Below are 24,141 nucleotides of genomic sequence, written 5' to 3'. Positions count from 1 at the left end.
GCCATGCGCCGCTACGGCAAGGACGCCGACGAGGACGACATCCGCAACCGCCCCTCCCGGCGCGGTTCCCGCCCTCGCACCCGGATCCGCCCGACCCACGAGGACGCCGCCGAAGGCATGATCCTCACGATCGACCGGGGGCGCTTCACCTGCCTGATCGACGCGGGCACCAAGCGCGAACGCGAGATCACCGCGATGAAGGCCCGCGAACTGGGCCGCAAGGGCGTCGTCGTGGGCGACCTGGTCGCCCTGGTCGGCGACCTCTCCGGCGAGGCGGGCTCGCTGGCCCGGATCGTCCGCGTCGAGGAACGCACCTCCGTGCTGCGCCGCACCGCGGACGACGACGACCCGTACGAGCGGATCGTCGTCGCCAACGCGGACCAGCTGGCCATCGTCACCGCCCTCGCCGACCCCGAACCGCGCCCACGCCTGATCGACCGCTGCCTGGTCGCCGCGTACGACGCGGGCATGGAACCGCTCCTGGTCCTGACCAAGGCCGATCTCGCTTCGGCGGAACCGATGCTGGAGACCTACGCCCCGCTGGGCGTCCGGTATGTGGTGACCAGTCGGGACGAACTCGCCGGAGAGGGCGCGGAGGCCGTCCGCGAGCTGCTGCGCGGGCTGGTCACGGTCTTCATCGGCCACAGCGGCGTCGGCAAGACGACCCTGGTCAACGCGCTGGTCCCGGACCACCAGCGCCTCACCGGCCACGTCAACGCGGTCACCGGCCGCGGTCGGCACACCACCACGTCGGCGCTGGCGCTGCGGCTGCCGGCGAAGAAGGGCGAGGAGACGGGTTGGGTGGTCGACACCCCGGGCTTCCGGTCCTTCGGCCTCTCCCACATCGAGCCGTCCCGCGTGATCCACGCCTTCCCGGACCTCGAACCGGGCACGGAGGGCTGCCCACGTGCGTGCTCGCACGACGAACCTGACTGCGCGTTGGACGCGTGGGTGGCCGACGGCCACGCGGACCAGGCCCGGCTGTACTCCCTCCGCCGCCTGCTCTCCACCCGCGAGGCCCGCGAAGGGGACTGAGAGTCAGTTCCACCCCCAGGGGCCCCGTGCCCCTGAGGTAAGCGCAACTGCCCCGGATGCCAAAAGTGCACCGCTCGCTGATCATGGAAGCCGAGTGATCATTCCCTCAGCGAGAGGTGCACTGCGTGGCCTGGGTGTTCGTGGTCGTCGCCGGGATCCTGGAAACAGGTTTCGCCATCTGCCTCAAGCTCAGCGACGGATTCTCCAAGGTCTGGCCCACCGTCGGGTTCGCCTGCTTCGCACTCGGCAGCTTCGGTCTGCTGACCCTCTCGCTGAAGACCCTCGACGTCGGCCCCGCCTACGCCGTCTGGACCGGAATCGGCGCCGCCGGGACCGCCGTGGTCGGGATGATCTGGCTCGGTGACCTGGTCTCCGCGCTCAAGTTGGTGTCCATCGGTCTCGTCCTGATCGGCGTCATCGGACTCCAGCTCAGCGGCTCGGGCCACTGAACCCCCGCTGAACTCCCACGCGCCGCGCGCGGCCACGCGCTGGCCCCGCACCCCCCACGATCGTTACTGTTCGGGGCATGGCCGACTACTCCGACGATCTGCGCCTTGCCCACGTTCTGGCTGACCACGCCGACTCGGTGACCCTCGAGCGCTTCCGTGCGCTGGACCTCACCGTGGAGACCAAGCCGGACCTCACCCCGGTGAGCGACGCGGACAAGGCCGTCGAGGACCTCATCCGCGGCGACCTGCACCGGGCCCGTCCACGCGACTCCGTCCTGGGCGAGGAGTACGGCACCACGACCGGCCAGAGCCCGCGCCGTTGGGTGATCGACCCGATCGACGGGACCAAGAACTTCATCCGCGGCGTCCCGGTCTGGGCCACCCTGATCTCCCTGGTGGAGCTGGGCCCCGGCGGCGAGCAGCCCGTCGTCGGCCTGGTGTCGGCGCCCGCACTGGGTCGGCGTTGGTGGGCCGCGCGCGGCACCGGCGCGTTCACCGGCCGGAGCCTCACCCGCGCGGCCAGGATCCGGGTCTCCGAGGTGTCCCGTCTCGAGGACGCCTCGTTCTCCTACTCCTCCCTCAGCGGCTGGGAGGAGCGCGGCAAGCTCGACGACTTCCTCGACCTCACCCGCGCCTGCTGGCGCACCCGCGCCTACGGCGACTTCTGGTCCTACATGATGGTCGCCGAGGGCGCGGTCGACATCGCCGCCGAGCCCGAGCTCAGCCTCTGGGACATGGCCGCCAACTGCGTCATCGTCGAGGAGGCCGGCGGCCGTTTCACCGGCCTGGACGGCATCCCGGGTGTCCGCAGCGGCAACGCCGTCGCGAGCAACGGCCTGCTGCACGGCGAGGCACTGAGCCGCCTCGGGTGACGCACCGTCGGGTGACGCACCGTCGGGTGACGGCTGATCCACTCCTTACCCCTGGGGACGGTACGGTACGAACGTCCGTTCTTGCCCTCCTGCCTGAGGACTGCCTGTGTCCTGGATCAGCGACCACCTGATGGGGCTCAACGCCACGCTGGTGCTGATCGCCGTGTTCCTGCTGCCCGCGCTGGAGTCGAGCGTCTTCCTCGGCTTCGTCATCCCGGGCGAGACCGCCGTCGTGATCGGCGGCGTGACGGCCTTCAACGGGCGGACGGCGCTGTGGGAGGTACTGGTCGCGGCGATCCTCGGCGCGGTGATCGGCGACAGCATCGGCTACGCGGTCGGCAAGCGCTGGGGCGACACCCTCCTGGGACGTCTGCCGGCCAAGGTGATCAAGCCGTCCAGCGTCCGGCAGAGCAAGGAGCTGATCCAGCGTCTCGGCGGCAAGGCCGTCTTCGCCGGTCGCTTCGCCGCCGCCCTGCGGGCCCTGGTCCCGGGGCTGTGCGGAGTCTCCGAGATGCCGTACCGGACGTTCCTGACCTGGAACATGCTCGGCGGCGCGCTCTGGGCGACCGGCTTCTCGCTGCTCGGCTACTTCGCGGGCGCGGGCTGGCACCAGGTGGAGCACTACGCCTCGGTGGCGAGCTGGATCTTCGTCGGCGTGATCGTCGTCGCCCTGGCCGGGCTGATCCTGCTCAAGCGCCGCGCTGAGAAGAAGGCGGAGCAGTGGCTGGACACCCCGAAGGCGACCGAGGCCGAGCAGTCCACCGTCTGAGCCGTCCCGCTCAGCAGCCGCTCTGCGCGGCCTGGACGTGGTCCATTTCACGATTCGGGCCATCTCCGTACGGCATCCAACCCCTTGATACCCTCATCGCATGAGTGACCTGCTGGAACGTCTTCGTACCCGCGGCTGGCGGCTGACCGCGCAGCGGCGGGTCGTCGCGCAGGTCCTGGACGGTGACCACGTCCACTTCACCGCGGACGAGGTGCACGCGCGCGCCGTCGAGCTGCTGCCGGAGATCAGCCGGGCCACCGTCTACAACACGCTCGGCGAGATGGTCGGCCTCGGCGAGGTCCTCGAAGTCAGCACGGACGGCCGGGCCAAGCGCTACGACCCGAACGCGCACCACGCCCACCAGCACCTGGTCTGCCAGTCCTGCGGGACCATCCGCGACGTCCATCCCTTGGGTGACCCGCTCGGCGCGCTGCCGACGGCCGAGCGCTTCGGCTTCGCGATCTCCGGCGTCGAGGTCACCTACCGCGGCCTCTGCCCGGACTGCGCCGCCAAGGCCTGACGTCGCCGGACAGGCCCGAGCCTTACGCCGACAGCTCCGCACGGAGTGCCGCAAGCAGCCGCTCCGCGCGCTCCGTCACCGCCTCCGGGCCCAGCTCCGCCGCGCGCACGCACCAACCGCGCGCCTCCCGCAGCTCACCGCGGCGTGCCGCGATCAGCGCCAACCGGAGCGCCGCGCGTCCGTGTCCGGCCTCCGCCGCCGCCGCGTACCACCGCATCGCCTCGGACTCGCCGCCCTCGCGCGCCAGCAGCAGGCCGAGGTTGAACGCGCCGCTGCGGCTGCCGCCCTCGGCCGCCCGCCGGTACCAGTGCTCAGCCTCACGGACCTCACCACGCTCCGCCGCGCGCACACCGATCCGGACGGCCGCCCGGCCGTGGCCCGCCTCCGCCGCCCGTCGATACCACTGCTCCACGTCCTCGCCGCGCAGCCCGGTCTCGTCCTCGCGTCGCTCCAGCAGCACCGCCAGCCGGAACGCGCCCTCCGCCGAACCTCCGTCAGCAGCCTGCCGGTAGCGGACGATCGCGGTGCCGAAGTCACCACGCCGCTCCTTGGCGACGCCGAGCTGCAGCGCCGCCGCCGCATGGCCCTCGGCCGCCGCGCGGGCGTACCACGCCTGGGCCGAGTGGAGCTCGCCGCGCTCGGAGTGGAGGATGCCGAGGTTGTAGGCGGCATCGACCGAGCCGGCCTCGGCGGCCTTGGAGAACCACGGCTCCGCGCCGGGGGTGTCGCCGCGCTGGAGCAGCATCACGGCCAGCGCGTTGCTGGCCTCCCGGTGCCCTGCGTAGGCGGCCCGGCGGTACCACTGCTCCGCCGTGGCCTCCTTGCCCTGCGCGGCGGCCATCAGTCCGAGGTTGAACGCGCCGTTGTGGTCCCCGGCCTCCAACGCGGTGCGGTACCACTGCTCGGCCATCTCGGTCTCGCCCCACTCGTCGTGGAGCGCGCCCAGCGCGTTGGCGGCGTTGCCGTCACCCGTCTCCGCGGCCTCGCGCCACCAGTCGGCCGCGCCGACGGCGTCGCCCTGGTCCCGGAGCAGGAAGCCCATGGCGCAGGCCGCGCGGGTCTCCCCCGCCTGGGCGGCCTGGCGGTACCAGCGGGCGGCCTCCTCCCGGTCGCCGCGCGCCTCCAGCAGGCTGCCCAGCCGCAACGCGGCTGCGGCGTGGCTGCGCGCCGCCGCCTGTCGGTACCACGGCTCCGCGCCGGAGGGGTCCTTCACCGTCTCGCGCAGACGGCCCAGCCGGTAGGCGGCCTCGCGATGGCCGACCTCGGCCGCCACGCGGAACCACTTCTCGGCCCGGACGGAGTCGCGACGGTGTTCGAGCAGGTCCCCCAGGGCGTAGGCACCGCCGGTGTGGCCCTGCTCGGCGGCCTGGAGCAGCCAGTACTCCGCGCCGGGCTCGTCACCGTGGTCGCGCAGGTGCAGGCCGAGCGCGTGCGCCGCGGGCGCGCTGCCGGCCACCGCGGCGGCTCGCCACCACTGTCCGGCCTCCTCGCGGTGGCCGCGCTGGTGCAGCAGCACCCCGAGGTTGTTGGCTCCCGCCCGCAGCCCGGCCGCCGCCGCGCGACGGAGGTGGGACTCGGCCGCGTCCAGGTCCCCGCGTCTCAGCAGCAGCGCACCGAGCAGGCTGGCCGCGGCGGCATCGCCCTCGTCGGCGGCCTTGCGGTAGCGGGCCTCCAGCGCGCTCTCCTCCTGCGCGGCGAGGACGGACTCGAAGCTCCCCACGGCTGTCGGCGGCTCGCACGCGGGCTGGTCGTCGAACCGACCGATCCGGTGGAGCGGGCCCGGCGCCGAGTCGGCGGCGTCCGCCTCGCCAGGATGGGTAGGCGCGGCGGGACCGGAAGCGTCGGCGAGGTCGGTGGGATCGGCGAGGTCGGTCGCACGGCCCGGGCCGGAAGGCTCTGTCAGGGCCGTCAGGCGAAACCTGACGGAGGACCAGACGGAGGACGTCGACTGGGCGACGACGGGCGCGGCGAGGTCGGGGGCCGACGCCTCGTCCTCGTCCGGCTGGGCCTCGTCCGCTCGCTGCATCGGCAGCTGCCCCGCTTGCTCGGCCCCTACTGGGCCTCCCGCCTTTACCGACATGTCGACTCCCGCGTCCGCCGGGGCTGCGGGCGCCCCCGGTACGCAATCTCCCCCATCGAGCTCATCGTGGCACCATCCGCAACCCGCGTACACCTGGTATACCGCAGCTTGCGAGGCTACTTCAGCGCTTTGTCGATTTCGCGACACGTCTACTGTGAAACATTCGTGCGAGACCCTGACGCCCTCGGCCCCATGACGTCCCACAACGTCCGGTGAGCCCCCACCTTCCCCACCGCGGACGGCATAAGACTGCGCGTCAGATTCCGTACCCGTTCGGACGAGCAGGCCACACGGGCCTCGCCCGGACGGGCGCACGAAGAAGGCCCGGTGCTTGCACCGGGCCTTCTTCTTCGTAGCGGGGACAGGATTTGAACCTGCGACCTCTGGGTTATGAGCCCAGCGAGCTACCGAGCTGCTCCACCCCGCGTCGTTGTGTCTTAACCGTACGACATCCAGGGTGATCAGAGCAAATCGCTATAGCCCCGAGGTGAACGGCAGGATCCCCGCACGGGAGAGCCGGGCATGCAGGAGCCGGATGGGCGGGAATCGGGCATGCGGGGGTCGGGCATGCGGGGGTCGGGCATGCAAGAAGGCCCGGTGCCATGGGCACCGGGCCTTCTTTTTGGTAGCGGGGACAGGATTTGAACCTGCGACCTCTGGGTTATGAGCCCAGCGAGCTACCGAGCTGCTCCACCCCGCGTCGTTGTGTCTTAACCATAGCACGGGCCCGGCGTCGCCCCTGACCAGCCCCGCAGCGCCACTCGGCGGCCGCTCAACCGAGATAGCCGACCAGCGTCGGATACAGCCCGTCGACCAGCACCTCGCACAGCCCCAACAGCAGCAGCCCGGTCACCGCCGGCAGCCAGCGGCGGCGCACCGGCACGGCCAGGAACAGCGCCGCACAGATCAGCGCCACGACGCAGAGCAGCGACTTGGCCTGCAGCCAGGCGGTCAGCTCACGCGGACCGAGCTCCGCGGCACGCCCGACCACGTCGAAGCGATCGAGCCAGTACGCGACGGCCTTGAGTGCGAGCAGCAGCGCCAGCAGCAGCGACATCTGCACCCGCGCCGCGTCCGTACTCCGTCTTCGCCGATCCTGGAGCTGGAGCCCGCCGTAGAGGTAGTGCACCGCCCCCGAGGCCACCAGCGAGGCGAAGGCGGCGGCGAAGCCGAAGTCCACCAGGAACCGGTACCAGGGCACGGTCGTCAGGTAGAAGCTGTAGTCCAGGTGGAAGTACGGATCCCGCGCCCCCCAAGGGACCTGGTGCACCGTCTCCTGCCACAGCTCGGCATGCGTCGCCGCCGCCGCGCCCGCCAGGACGCCGGGCACCCCGGCGACCGTGGCCAGCAGCATCGGCTTGCGCCCGACGACCAGCTGCCGACACGGGTCCAGGCTCACCTGCTCGGGTGACATCACACTGAGCGGCTGCCGCAGCCGGTGCGCCAGCCAGCAGTTCACCCCGACCATGACCGCCATCACCGAACCGAACACCAGGAACAGGAACAGCTGTCCCCAGGTCGGGGCCACCAGCACGACCAGCGCCGCAAGCACCACGCCGCCCGAGATCGCCGAGGCCAGTGGCAGCACCCGGGGTCGACGCCGGGTCGGGCCTGGCGTCGGCATCTGGAAAACCACGGCGGATCCTCGGGCTCGTCGTCGTTCGGTGCGGGCGGGGCGTTCGGAGCGGTTCGGTGCGGGCAGAGCGGTACAGCGGTCGGTATGTCCAACTCCGACGACGATTATTTGAGTTCCCGGCGACGTGTGAGGATAGGTTCCATGTCCGACGCCACTCCCCCCGCCGCCCGCCCGCTGACCCGCGCCGCGCTTGAGATCGACGAGTACGTCGCAGGCCTGGGCTGGGACCAGCCCGCCCGCCTCTTCGCGCTGGTGGACACCTCGCACCTGCTGGCCGACGAGCCGGCCCTGGCCCGCCAGCTCGGCCTGGAGCCGGGCGCGGAGGGCGAGCTCACCCCGATCGAACAGGAGGAGCTGCCGCGCGGCGCGAAGCTGGACGAGTTCCTCGGCACGATCGCCTGGCCGGACGCGGTCGCGGGCTGCGCGCTGGTCGTCGAGCGCCTGTTCCTGCCGCCGTCGGCGGAGTCGAGCATGCCCAAGGGCAAGAGCGAGAAGGAGCTGTCGGCGTTCGTCGCCCAGCATCCGGAACGGCAGGAGGTCCGCATGACCGTCGCGGTCCTCCGCGACGGCACCCGCGAGACGGCACTCCGCCTCCGCGAGAAGGACTCCCCCCGCGAGGTCCTCACCGGCCCCGCCCTCGTCCCCGGCCTCGCCGACGCCCTCCTGACGACGTTCAGCTGACCGCCTCCGGCGCCACCAGGGGCGCGGGGCTCTGCCGATATGCGGCTCCGCTGCGGGGCGCGAGACACCACCCTGTGCGGATGGCCCTGAACGTTCGGTGCTCCACCTGCGTGGGATGGGGGTCCCCCCGCCGAAGGCAGGGGGATTGTCGGCGCCCACGCGGCGGAGCCGCAGCGCAGCAGAGCCCCGCGCCCCTGAGGTGTTGCAGCTACCTCGCTTGCAGAATCTGAACCGCTGAGCGCGTCAGAGCTACTTGCTGCTACTTGCTGCTACAGCTCGGCAGCGCCGCCGTGTCCCCGGTGCGGATGTCCGCGAGCGCGGCGAGCGCGCCCTTGAGCGTCGTCTCCTTGACGAGCGTCAGGCCCGACGGCGTCGCCGACGCCGCCTCCGCACAGTTGTCCGCCGGAGTCATGAAGTACTGCGCCCCGGCGTTGCGCGCAGCGATCATCTTCATGCTGATGCCGCCGATCGGCCCGACATTGCCCTGGTCGTCGATCGTCCCGGTCCCGGCGACGAACTTCCCGTCGGTGAGGTTCGTCGGCTGGAGCTTGTCGATGATGCCCAGGGCGAACATGAGCCCGGCGCTCGGGCCACCGACGTCGCCCAGGTTGATCTCCACGTCGAACGGGAAGGTGTGCTCGACGTCCGGCTGGATACCGACCATCGCCTTCTTGGTGCTCGGGTTCTCCGCCGTGGTGACGGTGACCTGCTGCTCCACCGCCGCACGCTGCGCCGCCGTCTCGGTGACGTCCGAGCTCTTCTGCACCGGGATCACCGTGAAGACCACGTTCTGCCCGGGCTGGTGCTTGGTGACCAGCGCGCCGACCTGGTTCGGGTCGGTGACCGGCGTGCCGTCCACCGCGACGATCACGTCGCCCGCGTGCAGCTTGCCGATGGAGGGGCTGTCCTCGACCACGGCCGCGACCACGACCTCCGCCTCGACCTTGTAGCCGAGTTGGGTCAGCGCAGCGGTCCTCGCGCTGTCCTGCGAGGAGGAGAACTCCTCGGCATTCTGCTGCTGGGCCTGCTGCTCGGTCTGGCCTTCGGGGTAGAGGGTGTCGTGCGGGACGATCGCCATGCTGCTGTCGAACCAGCCGGCGAGTGCCGAGATCAGGTTCGGCTGGTAGTCCGCGCTGCTGACCTCGACCGTGGTCATGTTGAGGTTGCCCGACGTCGGGTAGGTCTTCTGACCGTTGATCACGATGACCGGCTTGCCGTTCTGGTCGCCGAGCGTGTTGTACGTCGGCCCGGGACTCATCTCCGCGTAGGGCGCGGGGACGAGCAGGGCGACGCAGAACAGCGCTATCAGCAGCAGCGTGGAGGCGAGCATCGTCGCGGAACGGCGTGGCATGGCACGACAGTACGGGACGCGATCGCCGTCGCGCCCCCTGGACTACGCTTCCGGCCCGTCAGCCTTGCGTTCCATCGCCTCGCGGAAGCGCTCGTAGCCCTGCAGCGAGTCGTAGTCGCCCGTAGTACGGGTCCGGGACGACCAGGTCACCCAGAGCGCGGCCAGGACCCCGCCCACCAACGGGATGATCCACCAGGCGAGCACACTCATGTCGTTCTCCCAGCTCATCGTGGTATCAGCAGACTAGCCGTTGATACGCACAACGATCAGCGAACAGCCCCGGTCACGCGCGACGACTTCGTCCGAGCCGGCAGGTTCTCATCGCCTTCTCACCGGCTCGTCCGACATGATCGCGCCTGCGGGCCCGGCCCCGCGACTCAGCAGGCTGCGACCCACTCGTCGGTGCCGTCGGCGAAGCGCTGGTGCTTCCAGATCGGCACGTCGTGCTTGAGCGTGTCGATCAGCTTGCGGCAGGCCTCGAAGGCCTCACCCCGATGGGCGCAGGAGACGGCCACGATCACCGCGACGTCGTTGATCTCCAGCAGCCCGACGCGGTGCACGGCGGCGAGCGCGAGCACCTGGTGGTCGGCGCAGATCTTCTCCGCGATCCGCCGCAGCTCGTCCTCCGCGGTCGGGTGAGCGCTGTACTCCAGGGCGGTGACGCCCTTGCCCCCGTCGTGGTCCCGCACGGTGCCGACGAAGATGTCGGTGCCACCCGCGGCGTCGTGCTCGACGGCCGCGTACACCTCGTCGAGCGAGAGAGGGGTGTCGCGCAGCGCGAGCAGACGGATCGGGTCGTCGTTGGTGCTCATGCCGTCCATGATGGCGGATCGGCCGCCGGGTTCAACCCCCTGATTCCGCATCGTGACACTGGACTTCCGCGAATTCGGCTCCGCACTCAGCCGCGTCGCCGCTTCCGGGCCCGCCGGACCAACGCCGCGGTGCCGACCAGTGCGACCGTCGCACCCGCGGCACCCAGGCTGGTCGCCGCGTCCTTGCCACTGAGCCGACGCCCGGCGACCGCGTGGTTGCCGGAGACCTGGGTCAGCAACTCGGCCAGGACCTGGTCGTTGCCGTAACGGGGACGCCAGCCTGCCTCGTGCAGCCGACTGCCGGAGACCACCCACGGGTACATCGTGTAGGCCAGGTCGCCCGCGGGGGCCGGGGTCAGGCCGAGGCGGTGCAGCCGGGCGGCCGTGCCGAGGGCGAGGGTGGCGGGCAGCTCCATCCGTCGGATGCCGGTGATCTGCTCCACCTCCTCCTGCTCCAGCCAGCCGTCGCAGCCGACCGTGACCTCCCCCTCCACCAGGCCCAACACCGCGTACTCCAGCGCCGCGGTGAGGTCGTCGACATGGCAGAACTGCCAGCACGGCCGGGATCCCGCCACCACCAGCAGTCGTGGTGCCTCGAAGTGCCGGGTCAGCACGGTGTCCACGCCGGGGCCGACCACCACGGCCGGGCGCAGCACGGTCACCGAGAGGCCGGGATGGACGTGGGGTGCGCGGGCGGCCAGGCGCTCGATCTCCAGCAGGTCCCCGACCAACGTGGCCTCCTCGGTGGCGCGCAGCGGCGCGTCCTCCGCCAGCGGGACCTCGTTGTCGGCGAGCGCGCCGTAGACCATCGCCGAAGTGCAGAGCACCACCCGGTGCACACCCGCCGCAGCGGCGGCGGTGATCACCGTCTGGGTGCCGCGCACGTTGTAGGCCGACCGCGCCTTGGGATCGGACTCCATGCCGAGGTCCAACGCGAGGTGCACCACCACGTCGACTCCGGCCAGCCGCTCGGCGACGGCCGGGTCGCGCACGTCCAGCACCCGCCACTGGACGCCCTTGGTCTCGCCACGGCGTTCGTCGATCGCCAGCACCCGACGGACGCCCTGGGACTCGGCCAGGCGTCGGACCAGGCGCTCGCCCATGCCCGAGGCCGCGCCGGTCACGGCGACGACCAACGACGGACCGTCGTAGGCGGGGCTTTCGATCTCCGGCTCGGGACGCGGGGCCACCACGACGGCCGACGCGCCCGCGACCGAGTCCGGGACAGCGTCCTGCGCTTCCCACTGCACGGCGTCCGGCGCATCCAGCGGCACGTCCTTCGCCGCGTCCTCCGCCATGCCGTCCTGGAGTTCCTCGGCGGCTTCCGGCGCGGCCGCCGTGGCGTCCTCGTACTCGGCGGCCGGTTCGGTCCCGTCCGCGCCCGCCGGGCCGCCCCGGTCGCCGGTCAGCCCAGAGCGAAAGTGCGAAGCTGGGGAACTCACCGGCTACCCTCCACGGTTAGTTTTGATGCGTACGTAAGTGTCACGTACCGGTCCATCCTGCCCGAGCCCAGGGCATGGCGGTGCACCAGGCACCCGCTGTGTTTCCGGCGCGGCCTATCAGATCGAGGCGACTCGTGAGCGACAACCCCTTCGGCTTCGGCCTTCCCCCTGAGGAGCCCGAGGAGGGCAAGGGGGGGAAGCAGGGCGGCTCCGGCGGCTCTGGCGACACTGGTGGCTCCCAGGAGTCCGGCAAGGGCGACAAGCCTGGCGGCGACAACCCCGGCGGTGACAACCCGTTCGGCTTCGGCCTTCCCGGTTTCCCGGGCATGCCCGGCCTGCCCGGCGGTCCCGGCGGCGCGGGCGGGTCCGGCGACAATCCCTTCGCGGCACTGTTCGGCGGCATGAACCCCGGCGACATCGGCGCTGCCTTCCAGCAGCTCGGCCAGATGCTCTCCTTCGACGGCGGCCCCGTCAACTGGGAGCTGGCCAAGAACATCGCCCGCCAGGCGGTCGTCCAGGGCACCGGCGAGGAGGGGTCCAAGGACCGCTCCGTCTCGCAGTCGGAGCAGACCGCCGTCGCCGAGGCGATGCGTCTGGCCGAGCTCTGGCTCGACTCCGCCACGGCGTTCCCGACGGGCGCCACCTCGGCCACGGCCTGGAGCCGCGCCGAGTGGATCGAGGCTACCCAGCCCGTCTGGCAGGAGCTGGTCGACCCCGTCGCCGAGCGCGTCGGCGCGGCCATGGGCGGCGTCGTGCCCGAGGAGATGCAGGCCATGGCCGGCCCGCTGCTCGGCGTGATGCGCTCCATGGGCGGCGCCATGTTCGGCACCCAGATCGGCCAGGCGCTCGGCGCGCTCGCCGCCGAGGTGCTGAGCTCGACCGACATCGGCCTGCCGTTGGCCCCGGTCGGCAAGGCGGCGCTGCTGCCCCAGAACATCGAGACCTTCGGCGACGGCCTCTCCGTCCCGGCCGACGAGGTGCGGCTGTACCTGGCCCTGCGCGAGGCCGCGCACCAGCGCCTCTTCATGCACGTGCCGTGGCTGCGCCAGCACCTGTTCGGCGCGGTCGACGCGTACGCGCGCGGCATCAAGGTCGACACCTCCCGCCTCGAGGATCTGGTCGGCCAGATCGACCCGACGAACCCCGAGTCACTGCAGGAGGCGATGAGCGGCGGTCTCTTCCAGCCCGAGGACACCCCCGAGCAGAAGGCCGCACTGGCCCGACTGGAGACGGCGCTGGCACTGGTCGAGGGCTGGGTCGACGCGGTCGTCCACGCCGCCGCCTCACCGCACCTGCCGCACGCCGCCGCGCTGCGCGAGACGCTGCGCCGCCGTCGCGCCTCCGGCGGCCCGGCGGAACAGACCTTCGCCACGCTGGTCGGCCTGGAGCTGCGTCCGCGCCGGCTCCGCGACGCCTCCCGCCTGTGGGCCTCGCTGGCCGACGCCCGCGGCACCGACGGCCGCGACGACCTCTGGGAGCACCCGGACATGCTCCCGACCGCAGCCGACCTGGACGACCCGGACGGCTTCGTGCACGGCGGCGACGCCCCGGAGCTGTCCGAGGGCGGCATCGACTTCACCAAGCTGGACGAGTTGCTCAACGAGGCCGCTGGCGGCCGGCCCAAGCAGCAGCCGGAAGACGCCGACAGCGAAACGGACGGCAAAGACAGCGGGGACGACGTGGATGGCGACGACAAGAAGTCGGACGGGGACAAGTGAGTTCCTCCCTTCACGTGACTCTCGGTGACTCGACTCTTCACACGGACGCGGTGCGCGTCCTGACCGACTGGGACGCGCCTGACGCGGAGCAGGACCTGCTCCGCCACGACTATCTGGACCACCTGGCCGCCCGCGCGGACGGCGTCTGGCGCAGCTGCCGTCCGGCGCACATCACGGCCAGCGCGCTGGTCGTCGACGCCGAGCGCGGCCGGGCGCTGCTCACCCTGCACCCCAAGGTCGGGCGCTGGCTCCAACTCGGCGGCCACTGCGAACCGGAGGACAGCACCCTCGCGGAGGCGGCGCTCCGCGAGGCCCGCGAGGAGTCGGGCATCGACACCGGCCTGACCCTGCTCGGCGACGGTCCGGTCAAGCTCGACCGCCACGCGGTGCGCTGCGCGGGCAAGGACGCCCCGGAGAACACTCACCTCGACGTGCAGTACCTCGTCCTGGCCCCGACGGGAGCCGTCGCCGAGATCAGCGACGAATCCCTGGATCTCCGTTGGTTCGACCTCTCCGAGCTCCCCGACCCGACGGACGACTCCGTCCGCGCCCTCGCCCGCCGGGCACAGTTGGCGCTGGCCTGATCCATAAGACAGGCCTAGTGGTCGCAGCCTTCCCGCGGAGCGGGGAGGCGGGCGGCGACGACGCCCTCGAGGTACCCGCGGGCCCGTTCGGTCCGCGGGTACGCGTCCAGCAGGGCCCAGAAGCGGCGCCCGTGATCGGGCACCAGCAGGTGGGCCAACTCGTGCAGCAGGACGTAGTCGACGACGTACTCCGGCATCCCCTGCAGGCGGTGCGAGAGCCGTATCGTGCCGTCGGAGGGGGTGCAGGAACCCCAGCGCGTGTTCTGGTTCGTCACCCAGCGGACGGTTCGCGGCCTGGCCCGGCCGCCGAGGTACTTCCGGGACAGCTCGCCAGCGCGCTCGGCCAGCTCGTCGTCACCGCGCGGCTGCTGCTTGCTCTCCCTGGCGTCCAGGCGGTCCAGCATCTGGGCCACCCAGCGCTTCTCCTCCGCCTCCGACATCCGCGCCGGGATGAGGATGACGGTGCGTCCGTCCTCGCGGTAGGCGGACACGGTGCGGCTTCGCCGAGTACTCCTGCGCACCTCGACGGCCTGCGCCGCGGACCGGCTCTTGGCTGCTGCCAGAACAGACCTGCGCGGCACAGCAGGACGTTCTTCCGAACCCGCAGCCACGTCGGAGACGCTACCTGCCGATGCTGACAAATGTCCCGACCTGCTGGCCGAAAATCTCCTATCGGGTGGTCATCACCACATCGGGAATATGCCTAACTCCGAGCAAAACCGGACCAAGTGGCGCCGCACAGCACCCCATGATCGTCGATCATCGGACAATATCCACAGCCCTGTGGATAACTTTTCGCGCTTGTCGCATCCCCGCGCGACGATGCTGCTCCCACCTCCCGGCGGCCCGACGCCGGAGACCTCACGCGAGGGAACGGAGCCAACGATGCGCCCCTGCCTCAAGCCCGCCCTGCGCCGAGCCTGGCGCGACCGCGAGACCCTCCAGTTCGGTGTCGGTCCGGGGCACGGCGGCGTGCTCGCCGCCTGCCCCGAGGAGGCCGAGTTCCTCGACCTCCTCGACGGCACCCGCGAGTTCCCCGCGCTCGTGGCCGAGGCGGCGCGGATCGGGATCAGTCAGGATCGGGTGGACGAGCTGCTGAGCGGGCTGCGCGCGTGCGACGCCCTGGACGACAGCACGACACACCGCCCACTGCTCTCGCTGCCACCCGGTGAGCGGGCCAGGCTCGCCCCGGATCTGGCCGCCCTCTCCCTCGCCAGACCCGGCCCGGGCGCGGCCCCTGCGGCGCTGCTGGCGCGACGGAGGGCGCGGGTCGAGGTGCGCGGCGCCGGCCGCGTCGGAGCGGCCGTGGCATCGCTCCTCGCCGCGGCCGGGGTGGGGAGGGTCCGCGTCCGGGACAGCGGTCGGGCGCTGCCCGAGGACGCCTCCCCCGCCGGGTTGCGTCCCCATGACGCCGGGCGGCTGCGCACCGATGCGGCCCGGGCCGCCGTACGCCGGGCCGCGCCCGGCCAGCCCGACGAGACGGCCGGCGCCCAGCGCCCGCCCGATCTGGTCGTGGTCGCACCGCGCGGCCTGCCCGATCCGGAGCTCGGCCAGGCGCTGCAACAGGCGGCACTGCCGCATCTCTACGCCGGGGTCGTGGAGACGGTCGGTTCGGTGGGCCCACTGGTGCTCCCCGGGGTGAGCCCCTGCGGGCGGTGCCGGTCCTGCCACCGTTCGGACGCCGACCCGAGCTGGCCGCTGCTGCTGGCCCAGCACTGCAGCAGCCGGAGCGGGCTGGGCAGCGGCCCGGGTGCCGCCTGTGACGCCACGCTGGCCGCCACGGTCGCGGCAACCGCCGCCATGCACGCGCTGATCTTCCTGGACGGTGGCACACCGCCTAGCCTTGGCGGGTGGGTCGACATCTCGATGGTCGACGGCTCTATGCGCCGTCGCCCGCTCGATCCCCACCCCGATTGCGGCTGTTGCTGGCATGCGGGGGCAGAATGACGAGGACCAGGCGCGACGCCGGCAGGGCGTCGGCAACCGCCCTTGAGGCTGGGAGGCATCCGTGAGCGATCTTCCGCGGAAGGCAGTGACCCGCACCGCCAAGCTCGCTGCCCTGCCGCTGGGGATAGCCGGACGCGCAACCCTCGGCCTGGGCAAGCGGATCGGCGGGCGTCCCGCCGACGTCGTCGCCGCCGAGCTCCAACAGCGCACGGCCGACCAGCTGTTCAAGGTCCTGGGCGAGTTGAAGGGCGGGGCCATGAAGTTCGGCCAGGCCCTGTCCGTCTTCGAGGCCGCCCTCCCGGAGGAGGTCGCCAGCCCCTACCGGGCCGCCCTGACGAAGCTTCAGGAGGCGGCCCCGCCGATGCCTGCGGCCTCCGTGCACGCCGCCCTGACCGAGCGGATCGGGCCCGACTGGCGGGAGTTGTTCTCCTCGTTCGAGGACAAGCCGGCCGCCGCCGCATCCATCGGCCAGGTGCACCGGGCGGTCTGGCACGACGGCCGCGAGGTCGCGGTCAAGGTGCAGTACCCGGGCGCGGGCGACGCGCTCCTCTCCGACCTGACCCAACTCGGCCGGGTCGCGCGGCTGATCGGTCCGCTGATCCCCGGTCTGGACGTCAAGCCGCTGATCGCCGAGCTGCGCAACCGGATCGCCGAGGAGCTGGACTACGCCCTGGAGGCCGAGTCCCAGCAGATCCACGCCGAGGAGTTCGCCGACGACCCGGAGATCCGGGTCCCGGCCGTGGTCCACCATGCCGACCAGGTGCTGGTCACCGAGTGGCTCGAAGGCATCCCGCTGTCGGAGATCATCGCCTCCGGCAGCCAGGAGCAGCGCGACCGCGCGGGCAAGTTGCTGGCCCGGTTCCTCTTCGCCGGTCCCGCGCGCACCGGCCTGCTCCACGCCGACCCGCACCCGGGGAACTTCCGGCTGGTCGTCGACGACGGCCCTGCGGAGGGCTGGCAGCTCGGCGTCCTGGACTTCGGCACGGTCGACCGGCTGCCGGAGGGCCTGCCGGTGCCCATAGGGGCCGCGTTGCGGATGGCGCTGGCGGGCGACGCCTCCGGGGTTCTGGAGATGCTGCGCCAGGAGGGCTTCGTCAAGCCCACCATCGACCTGGACCCGGACGCGGTGCTGGACTACGTGCTGCCGATCATCGAGCCGGCCGCGGTGCCGGAGTTCCGCTTCACGCGCAGCTGGATGCGCGCCCAGGCGGCCCGGATCGGTGATCCGCGCTCCCCCGCCTACGCGCTGGGTCGGCAGCTCAACCTGCCTCCGTCCTACCTGCTCATCCACCGGGTCACCCTGAGCACCATCGGCGTGCTGTGCCAGCTGGACGCGACCGCGCCGTTCCGCGACGAACTCCTCGACTGGCTCCCCGGCTTCGCCGGAGAGCCGGACGCCGACCAGGACAGTCCCTGAGTCACCGTTCGCCGATCGCGGCCGGAAAGCCCTCGGGCCCGCCCCCGTTGCGGGAGCGGGCCCGATCGATGTCTGCTGTGTACTTCTGAACTCAGTTGTTGCAGCTACTGCTTACTGCTCAGAGAAGAGCGCCGGCCAGAGCGCGCCGCGCACGGAGCGTGGCGCGCTCGGCCCTTCGCTTGAGTCGGAGCGCGCGGACAATTCGTTCGCGGTCCGCGACGTCCAGGCGTTCTTGGTGTTGGACTCGAGCCAGGGCTTCGGGCATGAGTTGCATTGCGAGGGTCCTGTTCTGGGTGTTCTCGACGCGGCTTGTGCTGCGGGGGCGCTGATCGGCGGGACGGTTCATCGAAGGGACCTGCTTGTCGGTGGTAGGGACGGGGTGGTTGCGAAGATCTCCGGACGGATCGGCGATCTCGCGAATGGAGTCGCGCAGCGCGCTTGCCGCGGTCACACCAGAGCCTCGTTCTTGCGCGGACGGCCACGCGGCCGCTTCCGGGCCACCACCACGCCCTGGACGAAGAGCTCCCCACCCCAGACGCCCCACGGCTCACGCCGCTCCAGCGCACCGGCGAGGCAGGCGGCCTTCACCGGGCAGGCGCCGCAGAGGGTCTTGGCGTACTCGACATCGGCCGGGGTCTCGGCGAAGAAGACCTCGGGGTCGAGGGTCCGGCAGGGGATCGGGACGCCGAGCGTCTCGGCCTCCTCGAAAGCGGTGAGCTGCATCAGGGATACCTCCGGGGGGTGGGAGTCGTCGAAGTGGTCGGCAGGGGCTGCGGACGGGGCGTGTGGGCTGGTCACCGATGACACGTTCGCGTCGTCTTCCTCTTGTGAGTCGATGTGCTCTGACTGGCTGTTGCGTTCGGACTGGTCTGCCCGGAGCAAACAGAAGGGCCGCGGATCCCGATTCGGGATTCCGCGGCCCTGGAAGTGCCGACCTGATGCAGGTTCAGGTTCGTTCTATCCAGGGACGTGGGCCGCGGAAGGCCCGCATCGTGATCGCCTGTGCGGCGATCTGGTGCTGCAGGTGCTGCGTGTGCTTCTGGCTGGCAAAGGACTGCTGGTGCTTGATCGAGCCGGCTCCGGCACCCGCGACGTCGCCATAACCGCCGGGGAAGGCGGCCAGCAGTGCTACGGATGCCTCGGTCGGTCGCTCGTCACGGCGCGCATCCCAGGCTCCGGAGCCATTGCCGACAAGGGCAGCGGCCGGGCGCACACGGGTGGCGTCGGCACCAGCACCGACGGAGGACAGACCCAGACCCTCGAAGCCCAGACCCTCGAAACCGAGAGCCTCGAAGCCGAGAGCTTCGGAACCACGAGCATCGACAGCGGTGGCGTCGAGGCAGGGCATGCCGAGGGCTTCGGCGGCCAGGGTCCGCCCAGTCAGTTTGGTGATCATGGTCTTCACAATGTCCGCCTCCCTTCGACGTGCTCGGGGTCTGCTGGCGTCGCAGACCCGCTGGTGGTCAACTTCCTTCGTCCTGCTGTGCGCAGTCAGTCGTGCTGCCACGACTGCTGGTGCAGCAGAGATGCCCGCTACAGGTGGGACCTGAGTGGGCCAGGTCTCGTTTCCTTGACCTTGCTGGCACGCTAGTAGGCTCCGCACTGCGCGCGCAAACTATTTTTCAGGCGAGTCTTCAGGTGATCCTTCAGAGGTGCCGTTCTCGTCCCACAGGTCCGAGATGTCCCCCTGATCGGGCCGTTCCGACGGTGTGGCCGCCGGGTCGACTCCCCCGCACAACGACAGCACGGCGTCCCCGTACTTGTCCAGCTTCGCGCGGCCGACACCGGAGATCTGGCCGAGCTCCCCAGCCGAGCCGGGCGGCTGCTCGGCGATCGCGATCAGCGTGGCGTCGGTGAAGACGCAGTACGCGGGCAGCCCCTGCTCGCGCGCCTCCCGGCTGCGCCAGTCGCGCAGGCGCTCGTACAGGGCCTCGTCCAGGCTCGACGGGCACTCCTCGCAGCGGCGCAGCTTGCGCTCCACCGCCTCGGTCAGCACCCGTCCGCAGACACGGCACTTGATCGGCGACCTGGACCGGGACGCGCGCCCCTCGCGTCCGGCCCCTGCCGCACCCGCGCGCCCCGTGCCCCGAGCGCCGCCGCGCGTGGCCGATCCCGGACGCAGGCCGTCCAGGAACCGCGAGGGGTTGCGCGAGGCGCGCCCGCCGGGTGAACGGGCCAGTGCCCAGGAGAGCCCGAGGTGCTCCCGGGCCCGGGTGACACCGACGTAGAGGAGGCGGCGCTCCTCCTCGACCTGCTCGTCGGTCTTGGCGTAGGTGATCGGCATCATCCCCTCGGTCAGACCGACCAGGAACACCGCATCCCACTCCAGGCCCTTGGCCGAGTGCAGCGAGGCGAGAGTGACGCCCTCCACCGCCGGGGCGTGCTGGGCCGCCGCACGGGCGTCCAGCTCGGCGACGTACTCGGCGAGGTCGGCGGGCTGCTGCGCCGCGTGCCGGGCGGTCTCGAAGTCCTCGGCCAGCCGGACCAGCGCGGCCAGCGACTCCCAGCGCTCGCGCACCGCGCCCGACCCCGACGGCGGCTGCGGGGTGAAGCCGCGCGAGGAGAGGACGGCGCGGACCTGGTCGGCCAGCCGCTCCGGCGTCTCCTCCAGCAGCGGGTCGACCGCGCCGCCCCCGGCCCGGGCCGCGCCGCGCAGCAGCATGCCCGCCTCGCGCACCTCGGGCCGTTCGAAGAACCGCTCGGCGCCGCGCAGCTGGTAGGCGATGCCCTGGTCGGCCAGGGCCTGCTCGTAGACCTCGGACTGGGCGTTGACCCGGAACAGCACCGCGACCTCGCTCGCCCGCACGCCGGAATCCAGCAGCGCGCGGATGCGCTTGGCCGTGCCCTCGGCCTCGGCGGGCTCGTCCGGGTACTCGACGTAGGCCGGCTCGGGACCCGGGTCACGCTGGGAGACCAGCTCCAGCCGGTGCTGGGCGGCCTGGCCGCGGGCCTGGGAGAGCAGCCCGTTGGCGAGATGCACCACCTGGGGGCTGGACCGGTAGTCGCGGACCAGCTTGATCACCTCGGCGTCGGGATGCCGGGCCCGGAAGCCCAGCAGGTAGTCCGGGGTGGCGCCGGTGAAGGAGTAGATCGTCTGGCTGGCGTCGCCGACCACGCAGATGCTGGAGCGCGGGCCGAGCCAGAGGTCGAGCAGCCGCTGCTGGAGCGGCGAGACGTCCTGGTACTCGTCCACGACGAAGTGCTGGTACTGCGACCGGACCTGCTCGGCGACCTCCGGCCGCTCGTCGAGCACACCCACCGCGAGCAGCAGCACGTCCTCGAAGTCGATCACCCCGCGGTCGCGCTTGAGCTCCTCGTAGACCTTGTAGACCTGGCGGATCTCGGCCGGGTCGCGCGGGGTCTCCCGACCGGCCTTCACCGCCGCGGCCGGGTAGTCCTCGGGAACCGTCTGGGTGACCTTGGCCCACTCGATCTCACCGGTGAGGTCGCGCAGCTCGGTGCGCTCCAGCCGGAGCCGGCAGCGCCCGGCGGCCTCGGCGACCAGCTGGACCTTGCGCTCGATCAGCCGGGGCAGCTCCCCGCCGATCACGCGCGGCCAGAAGTACTGGAGCTGGCGCAGGGCGGCGGCGTGGAAGGTGCGTGCCTGGACGCCCTCGACGCCGAGCTGGCGGAGCCGCCCGCGCATCTCCCCCGCCGCGCGGGCGGTGAAGGTGACCGCGAGCACCCGCTGCGGCTGCATCACCCCGCTGCGGACGCCGTAGGCGATCCGGTGGGTGATGGCGCGGGTCTTGCCCGTGCCCGCACCCGCGAGCACGCAGACGGGCCCCTGCAGCGCCGTGGCGACGGCCCGCTGCTCCGGATCGAGCCCGTCGAGGACGGCCTCGGCGTCGCGCGGTGCGGTGGGGAAGGGCGATGCGCCCGGGAGCTCTGCCTGCATGCCGCCCATCCTCTCAAGCCGCAGCGACAACCCGGGCCACGTTGTCCACAGGCCCGGTGTGCTGATACGACCAGCGCCCGAAGGCCAGGGAATCCCGAGCGGTCGCACGACGTTGGATCCTGCGGCAGCAGCCTCAGACCGAAGGAGCGAAAGCGATGTCCGCGACAGTCACCATGTACAGCACCACCTGGTGCGGCTACTGCCAGCGCCTCAAGTCGCAGCTGAAGCGCGAGGGCATCGCGTTCAACGAGATCAACATCGAGCAGGACCCGGAGTCCGCGAACTTCGTCGAGAAGGTCAACAACGGCAACCAGACGGTCCCGACCGTGCTGGCGATCTCGTCCACGGGTGAGCAGACGGTGATGACCAACCCGTCCCTCGCCCAGGTCAAGGCTGCCCTCGCCTGAGACCGTCCGGCAGGCGCTCAGCGCCGCCGCAGGGCCCTCGGCCGCGTACCGCGCAGCCGAGGGCCCTTCAGATTTCCGCGGGCGCGCCCAGGTTCCCGATCCCGCCGAGAGATGCGAGCGAACCGTCCAGGCCGCTGAGCGAACCGAGCGAGTAGATCAGCCGGTTGCGGTCCGCGGAGTAGCGCGTCTCGGTCACCCGGACCGGGCCCGACTCGGTGTACCCGGTGCGGAGTTGGACCAGCAGCGGCACCCCGGGACCGGCCTGGAACCACTGCGCCTCCTCCGGGTTGGGCATCCGCGCGCACAACTCGTCCACGCAGCCGGTCTCCACGTGCCCGGCGTCCGCAAGCGCGACCTCGTCCCCGCCGACCACCGGGTCGGGGGCCATCAACGCGGTGCTGGCGGCCAGCCCGACCGGATAGTGACTCTCCTCGACGGACCACGGTTCGCCGTCCATGTAGCGAAGCATCCGACGCAGCACCACGGCCTCACCCGGTTCGATCCGTAGGCGATCGGTGATGTCAGTGGTGGCCCGTACGATCAGCATCTGAAAGTCGGATGTCAATTTCCGACCGGCTGCGGCAGCTTCTTCGGCATAGGCTGCAAAGGCGGACCGAAGGGGGGTTCCAGGGCTTCCGAGTTCGGGATCACCCGGTGCACGATAGGCGTGATGATCCAGCACAGGGTGGTCCTTGAGATAGGTGCCTTTTCCTTGCACCCGAACCAGCAGACCCTCATTGACCAGAACATCAACGGCAAGTCGGACAGTATTACGAGCAACCCCGTACTGGTTCTCCAACTCGCTTTCCACCGGGAGCGGCGTACCGCCCTGCCACTCCCCACCCATGATCCGCCGCCGTAGATCGGCAGCGAGTCGCTGATATTTGGGGGCCTGCCCTGGCCCTCGGGAAATGTTCACCCCGAGAATGTAGCCATTCCACTTGCGCGGCCTCGGGGAAACGAGCCAACATCGGTCAAGGCTGGCTCGATCCGGATAATCCCAACTACTTGCGCCGCACCACGATCCTGCCCCGGAGGCACGAACGATGAACGACCGGAGAGCCTGGGCGGCTATCGCCTCCTTCCCGCCGCACCCGCGGAACGTGCGGCATGCCCGCCGGATCACCAGGACCGCGCTGGCCGCCTGGGGTGCGAGCGAACTGGTCGACAGCGCCGAGATGGTGGTCTCCGAGCTGGTCACCAACGCCCTGCGGTACGGCAGCGGCCCGGTCGATCTGACGCTCGCGCTGACGGAGGCGGGCCTCCGGATCTCCGTCACCGACGAGGGCACGTCGCTTCCCACGACCCGCGACGCCGAGCCGGACGCCCAGGGTGGCCGTGGGCTCCACATCGTCGAACTGCTGGCGAAGAGCTGGGAGGTGATCGTCCGCCTGACCGGTAAGACGGTCACCTGTGTGCTGGAGCTCGACCAGTGCGATCCACACCAGCGTCTGGCGCACGTGGAACCCGTGACAGCGTTCCACCCTTCGAGTGAAGCCAGCGCGTGAAGCGAAGCGGGGGCGCGGGGAGGGAAGTTGCAACACGCCAGGGGCGCGAGGAACCTCCCCGCCCGCCCCACTGGGAGTGGCGCAACTTCCCGTCTGCCGAAGGCCCTACCAGCTGACGTCCGGGAGCGCGCCGCCGTACCAGAGTTCGACCAGGCGGCGGGCGATGGAGATGCCCGAGGGCGGGAGCGTCGTCCCGTTCTGCATACCGGTCAGCAGCTCCTCGCGGGTGAACCAGCGGGCCTCGTCCAACTCCTCGCCGTCGACGCGGATCTCCGCGCCGCCGTCGCGCATGTCCGCGCGGGCCATGAAGCCCAGCATCAGGCTGGAGGGGAAGGGCCAGGGCTGCGAGGCCACGTACTCCACGGAGTCGAGGTCCACGCGGACGCCGGCCTCCTCGGAGACCTCGCGGGCCACCGCCTGTTCCAGGGACTCCCCCGGCTCCACGAATCCGGCCAGGGTCGAGTACCGACCCTCCGGCCAGAGCGCCTGGCGGCCCAGCAGCGCGCGGTCCTGGTCGTCGGTGACCAGCATGATCACCGCGGGGTCGGTGCGCGGGTAGTGCTCACGGGCGCAGGACGTGCAGCGCCGCACGTGGCCCGCCGCAGCGACGTCCGTCGCGTGCCCGCACTGCGCGCAGAAGCGGTTGGCCTGGTGCCAGTTCTCCAGCGCCACCGCGTGGACCAGCAGGCCGGAGTCGCGGTCGCCGAGCACGCCCCCGACCTCGCGCAGGCCGGCCGGCCGCTCGGGGCCGTCCAGGCGGCCGGGCAACTGGGCGCAGGCGACGGCGAAGTACGCCGCGCCGTCCTCGCCGCAGCCGAGGAAGTAGCGCTCGCCCTCGTCGGGTGCGTCGAAGGTCGACAGCAGTACCAGTTCGGTGCCCTGCTCCGTGTCGGCGACGAAGGCCTTGCCCTCGCTTATCGCCAGCACCCGGGTGCTGGGGTGGCTCCAGGCGGCGGCGAGCCACGGCTCGTCCAGCCGGTGCTCGGCTGCGCGGTCCACGCCGGCGCGCGACAGC

At 71.5% G+C, this 24,141-nt stretch carries 25 protein-coding genes, 2 tRNA genes and 1 pseudogene; 12 read left to right on the top strand and 16 right to left on the bottom strand.

The genetic code is table 11. The annotated features are described in order from the left end of the window. Window positions 1-3 precede the first annotated feature (3 nt). The 5 genes from rsgA to ABH940_RS05455 all read left to right on the top strand — a co-directional run bounded on the left by rsgA (window position 4) and on the right by ABH940_RS05455 (window position 3,645). Window positions 4-1,035 carry a ribosome small subunit-dependent GTPase A gene (gene rsgA / locus ABH940_RS05475; RefSeq protein WP_370061027.1) on the top strand — a complete coding sequence of 344 codons (1,032 nt, stop codon included), beginning with the start codon at window positions 4-6 and terminating at the stop codon, window positions 1,033-1,035. Window positions 1,036-1,160: 125 nt separating this feature from the next. Further along, window positions 1,161-1,484: a multidrug efflux SMR transporter gene (locus ABH940_RS05470; RefSeq protein ID WP_370061029.1), complete on the top strand. Its 324-nt coding sequence runs from the start codon at window positions 1,161-1,163 to the stop codon at window positions 1,482-1,484. A 77-nt stretch (window positions 1,485-1,561) separates the two neighbouring features. Beyond that, complete coding sequence (gene hisN, locus ABH940_RS05465) at window positions 1,562-2,356, top strand: histidinol-phosphatase (RefSeq protein WP_370061031.1); 795 nt, start codon at window positions 1,562-1,564, stop codon at window positions 2,354-2,356. 106 nt (window positions 2,357-2,462) lie between these two features. Further along, on the top strand, window positions 2,463-3,125 hold the full coding sequence (locus tag ABH940_RS05460) for a DedA family protein (protein ID WP_370061033.1): 663 nt from the start codon (window positions 2,463-2,465) through the stop codon (window positions 3,123-3,125). A 100-nt stretch (window positions 3,126-3,225) separates the two neighbouring features. Next, window positions 3,226-3,645 carry a Fur family transcriptional regulator gene (locus ABH940_RS05455; RefSeq protein WP_370061035.1) on the top strand — a complete coding sequence of 140 codons (420 nt, stop codon included), beginning with the start codon at window positions 3,226-3,228 and terminating at the stop codon, window positions 3,643-3,645. A 22-nt stretch (window positions 3,646-3,667) separates the two neighbouring features. Here ABH940_RS05455 and ABH940_RS05450 read toward each other — a convergent pair whose 3' ends face one another. The 4 genes from ABH940_RS05450 to ABH940_RS05435 form a co-directional block, all read right to left on the bottom strand. Continuing rightward, the gene (locus tag ABH940_RS05450) at window positions 3,668-5,671 is read right to left on the bottom strand and encodes a tetratricopeptide repeat protein (RefSeq protein ID WP_370061037.1); all 2,004 of its coding nucleotides are present in this window, start codon (window positions 5,669-5,671) and stop codon (window positions 3,668-3,670) included. A gap of 407 nt (window positions 5,672-6,078) precedes the next feature. After that, window positions 6,079-6,152, bottom strand: a tRNA-Met gene (locus ABH940_RS05445). 196 nt (window positions 6,153-6,348) lie between these two features. Beyond that, a tRNA-Met gene (locus ABH940_RS05440) sits at window positions 6,349-6,425 on the bottom strand. Between the two features lie 72 nt (window positions 6,426-6,497). Beyond that, entirely contained in the window at window positions 6,498-7,361 is an 864-nt protein-coding gene (locus ABH940_RS05435) for a UPF0182 family protein (RefSeq protein WP_370061040.1), read from the bottom strand. 141 nt (window positions 7,362-7,502) lie between these two features. Here ABH940_RS05435 and ABH940_RS05430 point away from each other — a divergent pair, with 141 nt between their 5' ends. Then, the gene (locus tag ABH940_RS05430) at window positions 7,503-8,042 is read left to right on the top strand and encodes a PPA1309 family protein (RefSeq protein ID WP_370061042.1); all 540 of its coding nucleotides are present in this window, start codon (window positions 7,503-7,505) and stop codon (window positions 8,040-8,042) included. Between the two features lie 259 nt (window positions 8,043-8,301). Here the strand turns inward: ABH940_RS05430 and ABH940_RS05425 are convergent, their stop codons facing one another. From ABH940_RS05425 to ABH940_RS05410, 4 genes are all read right to left on the bottom strand, one after another. Beyond that, window positions 8,302-9,393 (bottom strand): PDZ domain-containing protein, encoded by a 1,092-nt coding sequence (locus ABH940_RS05425; RefSeq protein WP_370061044.1) that lies wholly within the window; start codon window positions 9,391-9,393, stop codon window positions 8,302-8,304. Window positions 9,394-9,435: 42 nt separating this feature from the next. Continuing rightward, window positions 9,436-9,621, bottom strand: coding sequence for a hypothetical protein (locus tag ABH940_RS05420; protein ID WP_370061046.1), 186 nt, complete (start codon window positions 9,619-9,621; stop codon window positions 9,436-9,438). Between the two features lie 149 nt (window positions 9,622-9,770). Beyond that, window positions 9,771-10,214, bottom strand: a complete 444-nt coding sequence (locus ABH940_RS05415) for a molybdenum cofactor biosynthesis protein MoaE (RefSeq protein ID WP_370104485.1) — start codon at window positions 10,212-10,214, stop codon at window positions 9,771-9,773. A gap of 77 nt (window positions 10,215-10,291) precedes the next feature. Beyond that, window positions 10,292-11,647 carry an NAD-dependent epimerase/dehydratase family protein gene (locus ABH940_RS05410; RefSeq protein ID WP_370061051.1) on the bottom strand — a complete coding sequence of 452 codons (1,356 nt, stop codon included), beginning with the start codon at window positions 11,645-11,647 and terminating at the stop codon, window positions 10,292-10,294. 134 nt (window positions 11,648-11,781) lie between these two features. Between ABH940_RS05410 and ABH940_RS05405 the strand changes: the two genes are divergently transcribed. Next, window positions 11,782-13,365 carry a zinc-dependent metalloprotease gene (locus tag ABH940_RS05405; RefSeq protein WP_370061053.1) on the top strand — a complete coding sequence of 528 codons (1,584 nt, stop codon included), beginning with the start codon at window positions 11,782-11,784 and terminating at the stop codon, window positions 13,363-13,365. A gap of 50 nt (window positions 13,366-13,415) precedes the next feature. Beyond that, entirely contained in the window at window positions 13,416-13,949 is a 534-nt protein-coding gene (locus tag ABH940_RS05400; protein WP_370061055.1) for an NUDIX hydrolase, read from the top strand. 14 nt (window positions 13,950-13,963) lie between these two features. Here the strand turns inward: ABH940_RS05400 and ABH940_RS05395 are convergent, their stop codons facing one another. Beyond that, window positions 13,964-14,530 carry a M48 family metallopeptidase gene (locus ABH940_RS05395; protein WP_370061057.1) on the bottom strand — a complete coding sequence of 189 codons (567 nt, stop codon included), beginning with the start codon at window positions 14,528-14,530 and terminating at the stop codon, window positions 13,964-13,966. Between the two features lie 304 nt (window positions 14,531-14,834). Here ABH940_RS05395 and ABH940_RS05390 point away from each other — a divergent pair, with 304 nt between their 5' ends. Together ABH940_RS05390 and ABH940_RS05385 are read left to right on the top strand one after the other, a co-directional pair. After that, window positions 14,835-15,896, top strand: a complete 1,062-nt coding sequence (locus ABH940_RS05390) for a ThiF family adenylyltransferase (protein WP_370061060.1) — start codon at window positions 14,835-14,837, stop codon at window positions 15,894-15,896. Window positions 15,897-15,957: 61 nt separating this feature from the next. Next, the gene (locus tag ABH940_RS05385; RefSeq protein ID WP_370061062.1) at window positions 15,958-17,313 is read left to right on the top strand and encodes an ABC1 kinase family protein; all 1,356 of its coding nucleotides are present in this window, start codon (window positions 15,958-15,960) and stop codon (window positions 17,311-17,313) included. 118 nt (window positions 17,314-17,431) lie between these two features. On the opposite strand, the gene ABH940_RS05380 is transcribed toward ABH940_RS05385, so the two are convergent. The 4 genes from ABH940_RS05380 to ABH940_RS05365 form a co-directional block, all read right to left on the bottom strand. Further along, window positions 17,432-17,764 carry a hypothetical protein gene (locus tag ABH940_RS05380; protein WP_370061064.1) on the bottom strand — a complete coding sequence of 111 codons (333 nt, stop codon included), beginning with the start codon at window positions 17,762-17,764 and terminating at the stop codon, window positions 17,432-17,434. Beyond that, window positions 17,761-18,111, bottom strand: a complete 351-nt coding sequence (locus ABH940_RS05375; RefSeq protein WP_370061066.1) for a WhiB family transcriptional regulator — start codon at window positions 18,109-18,111, stop codon at window positions 17,761-17,763. The genes ABH940_RS05380 and ABH940_RS05375 overlap by 4 nt, the downstream gene beginning before the upstream one ends. Before the next feature lie 148 nt (window positions 18,112-18,259). Beyond that, on the bottom strand, window positions 18,260-18,718 hold the full coding sequence (locus ABH940_RS05370) for a hypothetical protein (RefSeq protein WP_370061068.1): 459 nt from the start codon (window positions 18,716-18,718) through the stop codon (window positions 18,260-18,262). A 210-nt stretch (window positions 18,719-18,928) separates the two neighbouring features. After that, window positions 18,929-21,211 (bottom strand): ATP-dependent DNA helicase UvrD2, encoded by a 2,283-nt coding sequence (locus ABH940_RS05365; RefSeq protein WP_370104483.1) that lies wholly within the window; start codon window positions 21,209-21,211, stop codon window positions 18,929-18,931. A 155-nt stretch (window positions 21,212-21,366) separates the two neighbouring features. Here ABH940_RS05365 and ABH940_RS05360 point away from each other — a divergent pair, with 155 nt between their 5' ends. Then, window positions 21,367-21,618: a mycoredoxin gene (locus ABH940_RS05360; protein ID WP_370061072.1), complete on the top strand. Its 252-nt coding sequence runs from the start codon at window positions 21,367-21,369 to the stop codon at window positions 21,616-21,618. A 67-nt stretch (window positions 21,619-21,685) separates the two neighbouring features. Here ABH940_RS05360 and ABH940_RS05355 read toward each other — a convergent pair whose 3' ends face one another. After that, window positions 21,686-22,165 (bottom strand): UTRA domain-containing protein, encoded by a 480-nt coding sequence (locus tag ABH940_RS05355; RefSeq protein WP_370061857.1) that lies wholly within the window; start codon window positions 22,163-22,165, stop codon window positions 21,686-21,688. A 162-nt stretch (window positions 22,166-22,327) separates the two neighbouring features. Further along, window positions 22,328-22,537, bottom strand: a pseudogene (locus ABH940_RS05350) (GntR family transcriptional regulator); the annotation flags it as partial. Between the two features lie 127 nt (window positions 22,538-22,664). On the opposite strand from ABH940_RS05350, the gene ABH940_RS05345 reads away from it, so the two are divergent. Then, window positions 22,665-23,126, top strand: coding sequence for an ATP-binding protein (locus tag ABH940_RS05345; protein ID WP_370061074.1), 462 nt, complete (start codon window positions 22,665-22,667; stop codon window positions 23,124-23,126). A 105-nt stretch (window positions 23,127-23,231) separates the two neighbouring features. Here the strand turns inward: ABH940_RS05345 and nudC are convergent, their stop codons facing one another. Further along, complete coding sequence (gene nudC / locus ABH940_RS05340) at window positions 23,232-24,140, bottom strand: NAD(+) diphosphatase (RefSeq protein ID WP_370104538.1); 909 nt, start codon at window positions 24,138-24,140, stop codon at window positions 23,232-23,234. Window position 24,141: the final 1 nt, after the last annotated feature.

The sequence above is a fragment of the Streptacidiphilus sp. BW17 genome (assembly GCF_041262485.1).
Taxonomy (GTDB): domain Bacteria; phylum Actinomycetota; class Actinomycetes; order Streptomycetales; family Streptomycetaceae; genus Streptacidiphilus.
This window is presented reverse-complemented; position numbering and strand designations above follow the sequence as displayed.

Bases quoted from the DNA above. Each gene is read 5' to 3' on its own strand.
- ABH940_RS05345 (WP_370061074.1), top strand. From the start codon at position 22,665: ATGAACGACCGGAGAGCCTGGGCGGCTATCGCCTCCTTCCCGCCGCAC.
- rsgA (WP_370061027.1), top strand. From the start codon at position 4: ATGCGCCGCTACGGCAAGGACGCCGACGAGGACGACATCCGCAACCGC.
- ABH940_RS05360 (WP_370061072.1), top strand. From the start codon at position 21,367: ATGTCCGCGACAGTCACCATGTACAGCACCACCTGGTGCGGCTACTGC.
- ABH940_RS05425 (WP_370061044.1), bottom strand. From the start codon at position 9,393: ATGCCACGCCGTTCCGCGACGATGCTCGCCTCCACGCTGCTGCTGATA.
- hisN (WP_370061031.1), top strand. From the start codon at position 1,562: ATGGCCGACTACTCCGACGATCTGCGCCTTGCCCACGTTCTGGCTGAC.
- ABH940_RS05420 (WP_370061046.1), bottom strand. From the start codon at position 9,621: ATGAGCTGGGAGAACGACATGAGTGTGCTCGCCTGGTGGATCATCCCG.
- ABH940_RS05415 (WP_370104485.1), bottom strand. From the start codon at position 10,214: ATGGACGGCATGAGCACCAACGACGACCCGATCCGTCTGCTCGCGCTG.
- ABH940_RS05455 (WP_370061035.1), top strand. From the start codon at position 3,226: ATGAGTGACCTGCTGGAACGTCTTCGTACCCGCGGCTGGCGGCTGACC.
- ABH940_RS05355 (WP_370061857.1), bottom strand. From the start codon at position 22,165: ATGCTGATCGTACGGGCCACCACTGACATCACCGATCGCCTACGGATC.
- ABH940_RS05450 (WP_370061037.1), bottom strand. From the start codon at position 5,671: ATGCAGCGAGCGGACGAGGCCCAGCCGGACGAGGACGAGGCGTCGGCC.
- ABH940_RS05365 (WP_370104483.1), bottom strand. From the start codon at position 21,211: ATGCAGGCAGAGCTCCCGGGCGCATCGCCCTTCCCCACCGCACCGCGC.
- ABH940_RS05390 (WP_370061060.1), top strand. From the start codon at position 14,835: ATGCGCCCCTGCCTCAAGCCCGCCCTGCGCCGAGCCTGGCGCGACCGC.
- ABH940_RS05430 (WP_370061042.1), top strand. From the start codon at position 7,503: ATGTCCGACGCCACTCCCCCCGCCGCCCGCCCGCTGACCCGCGCCGCG.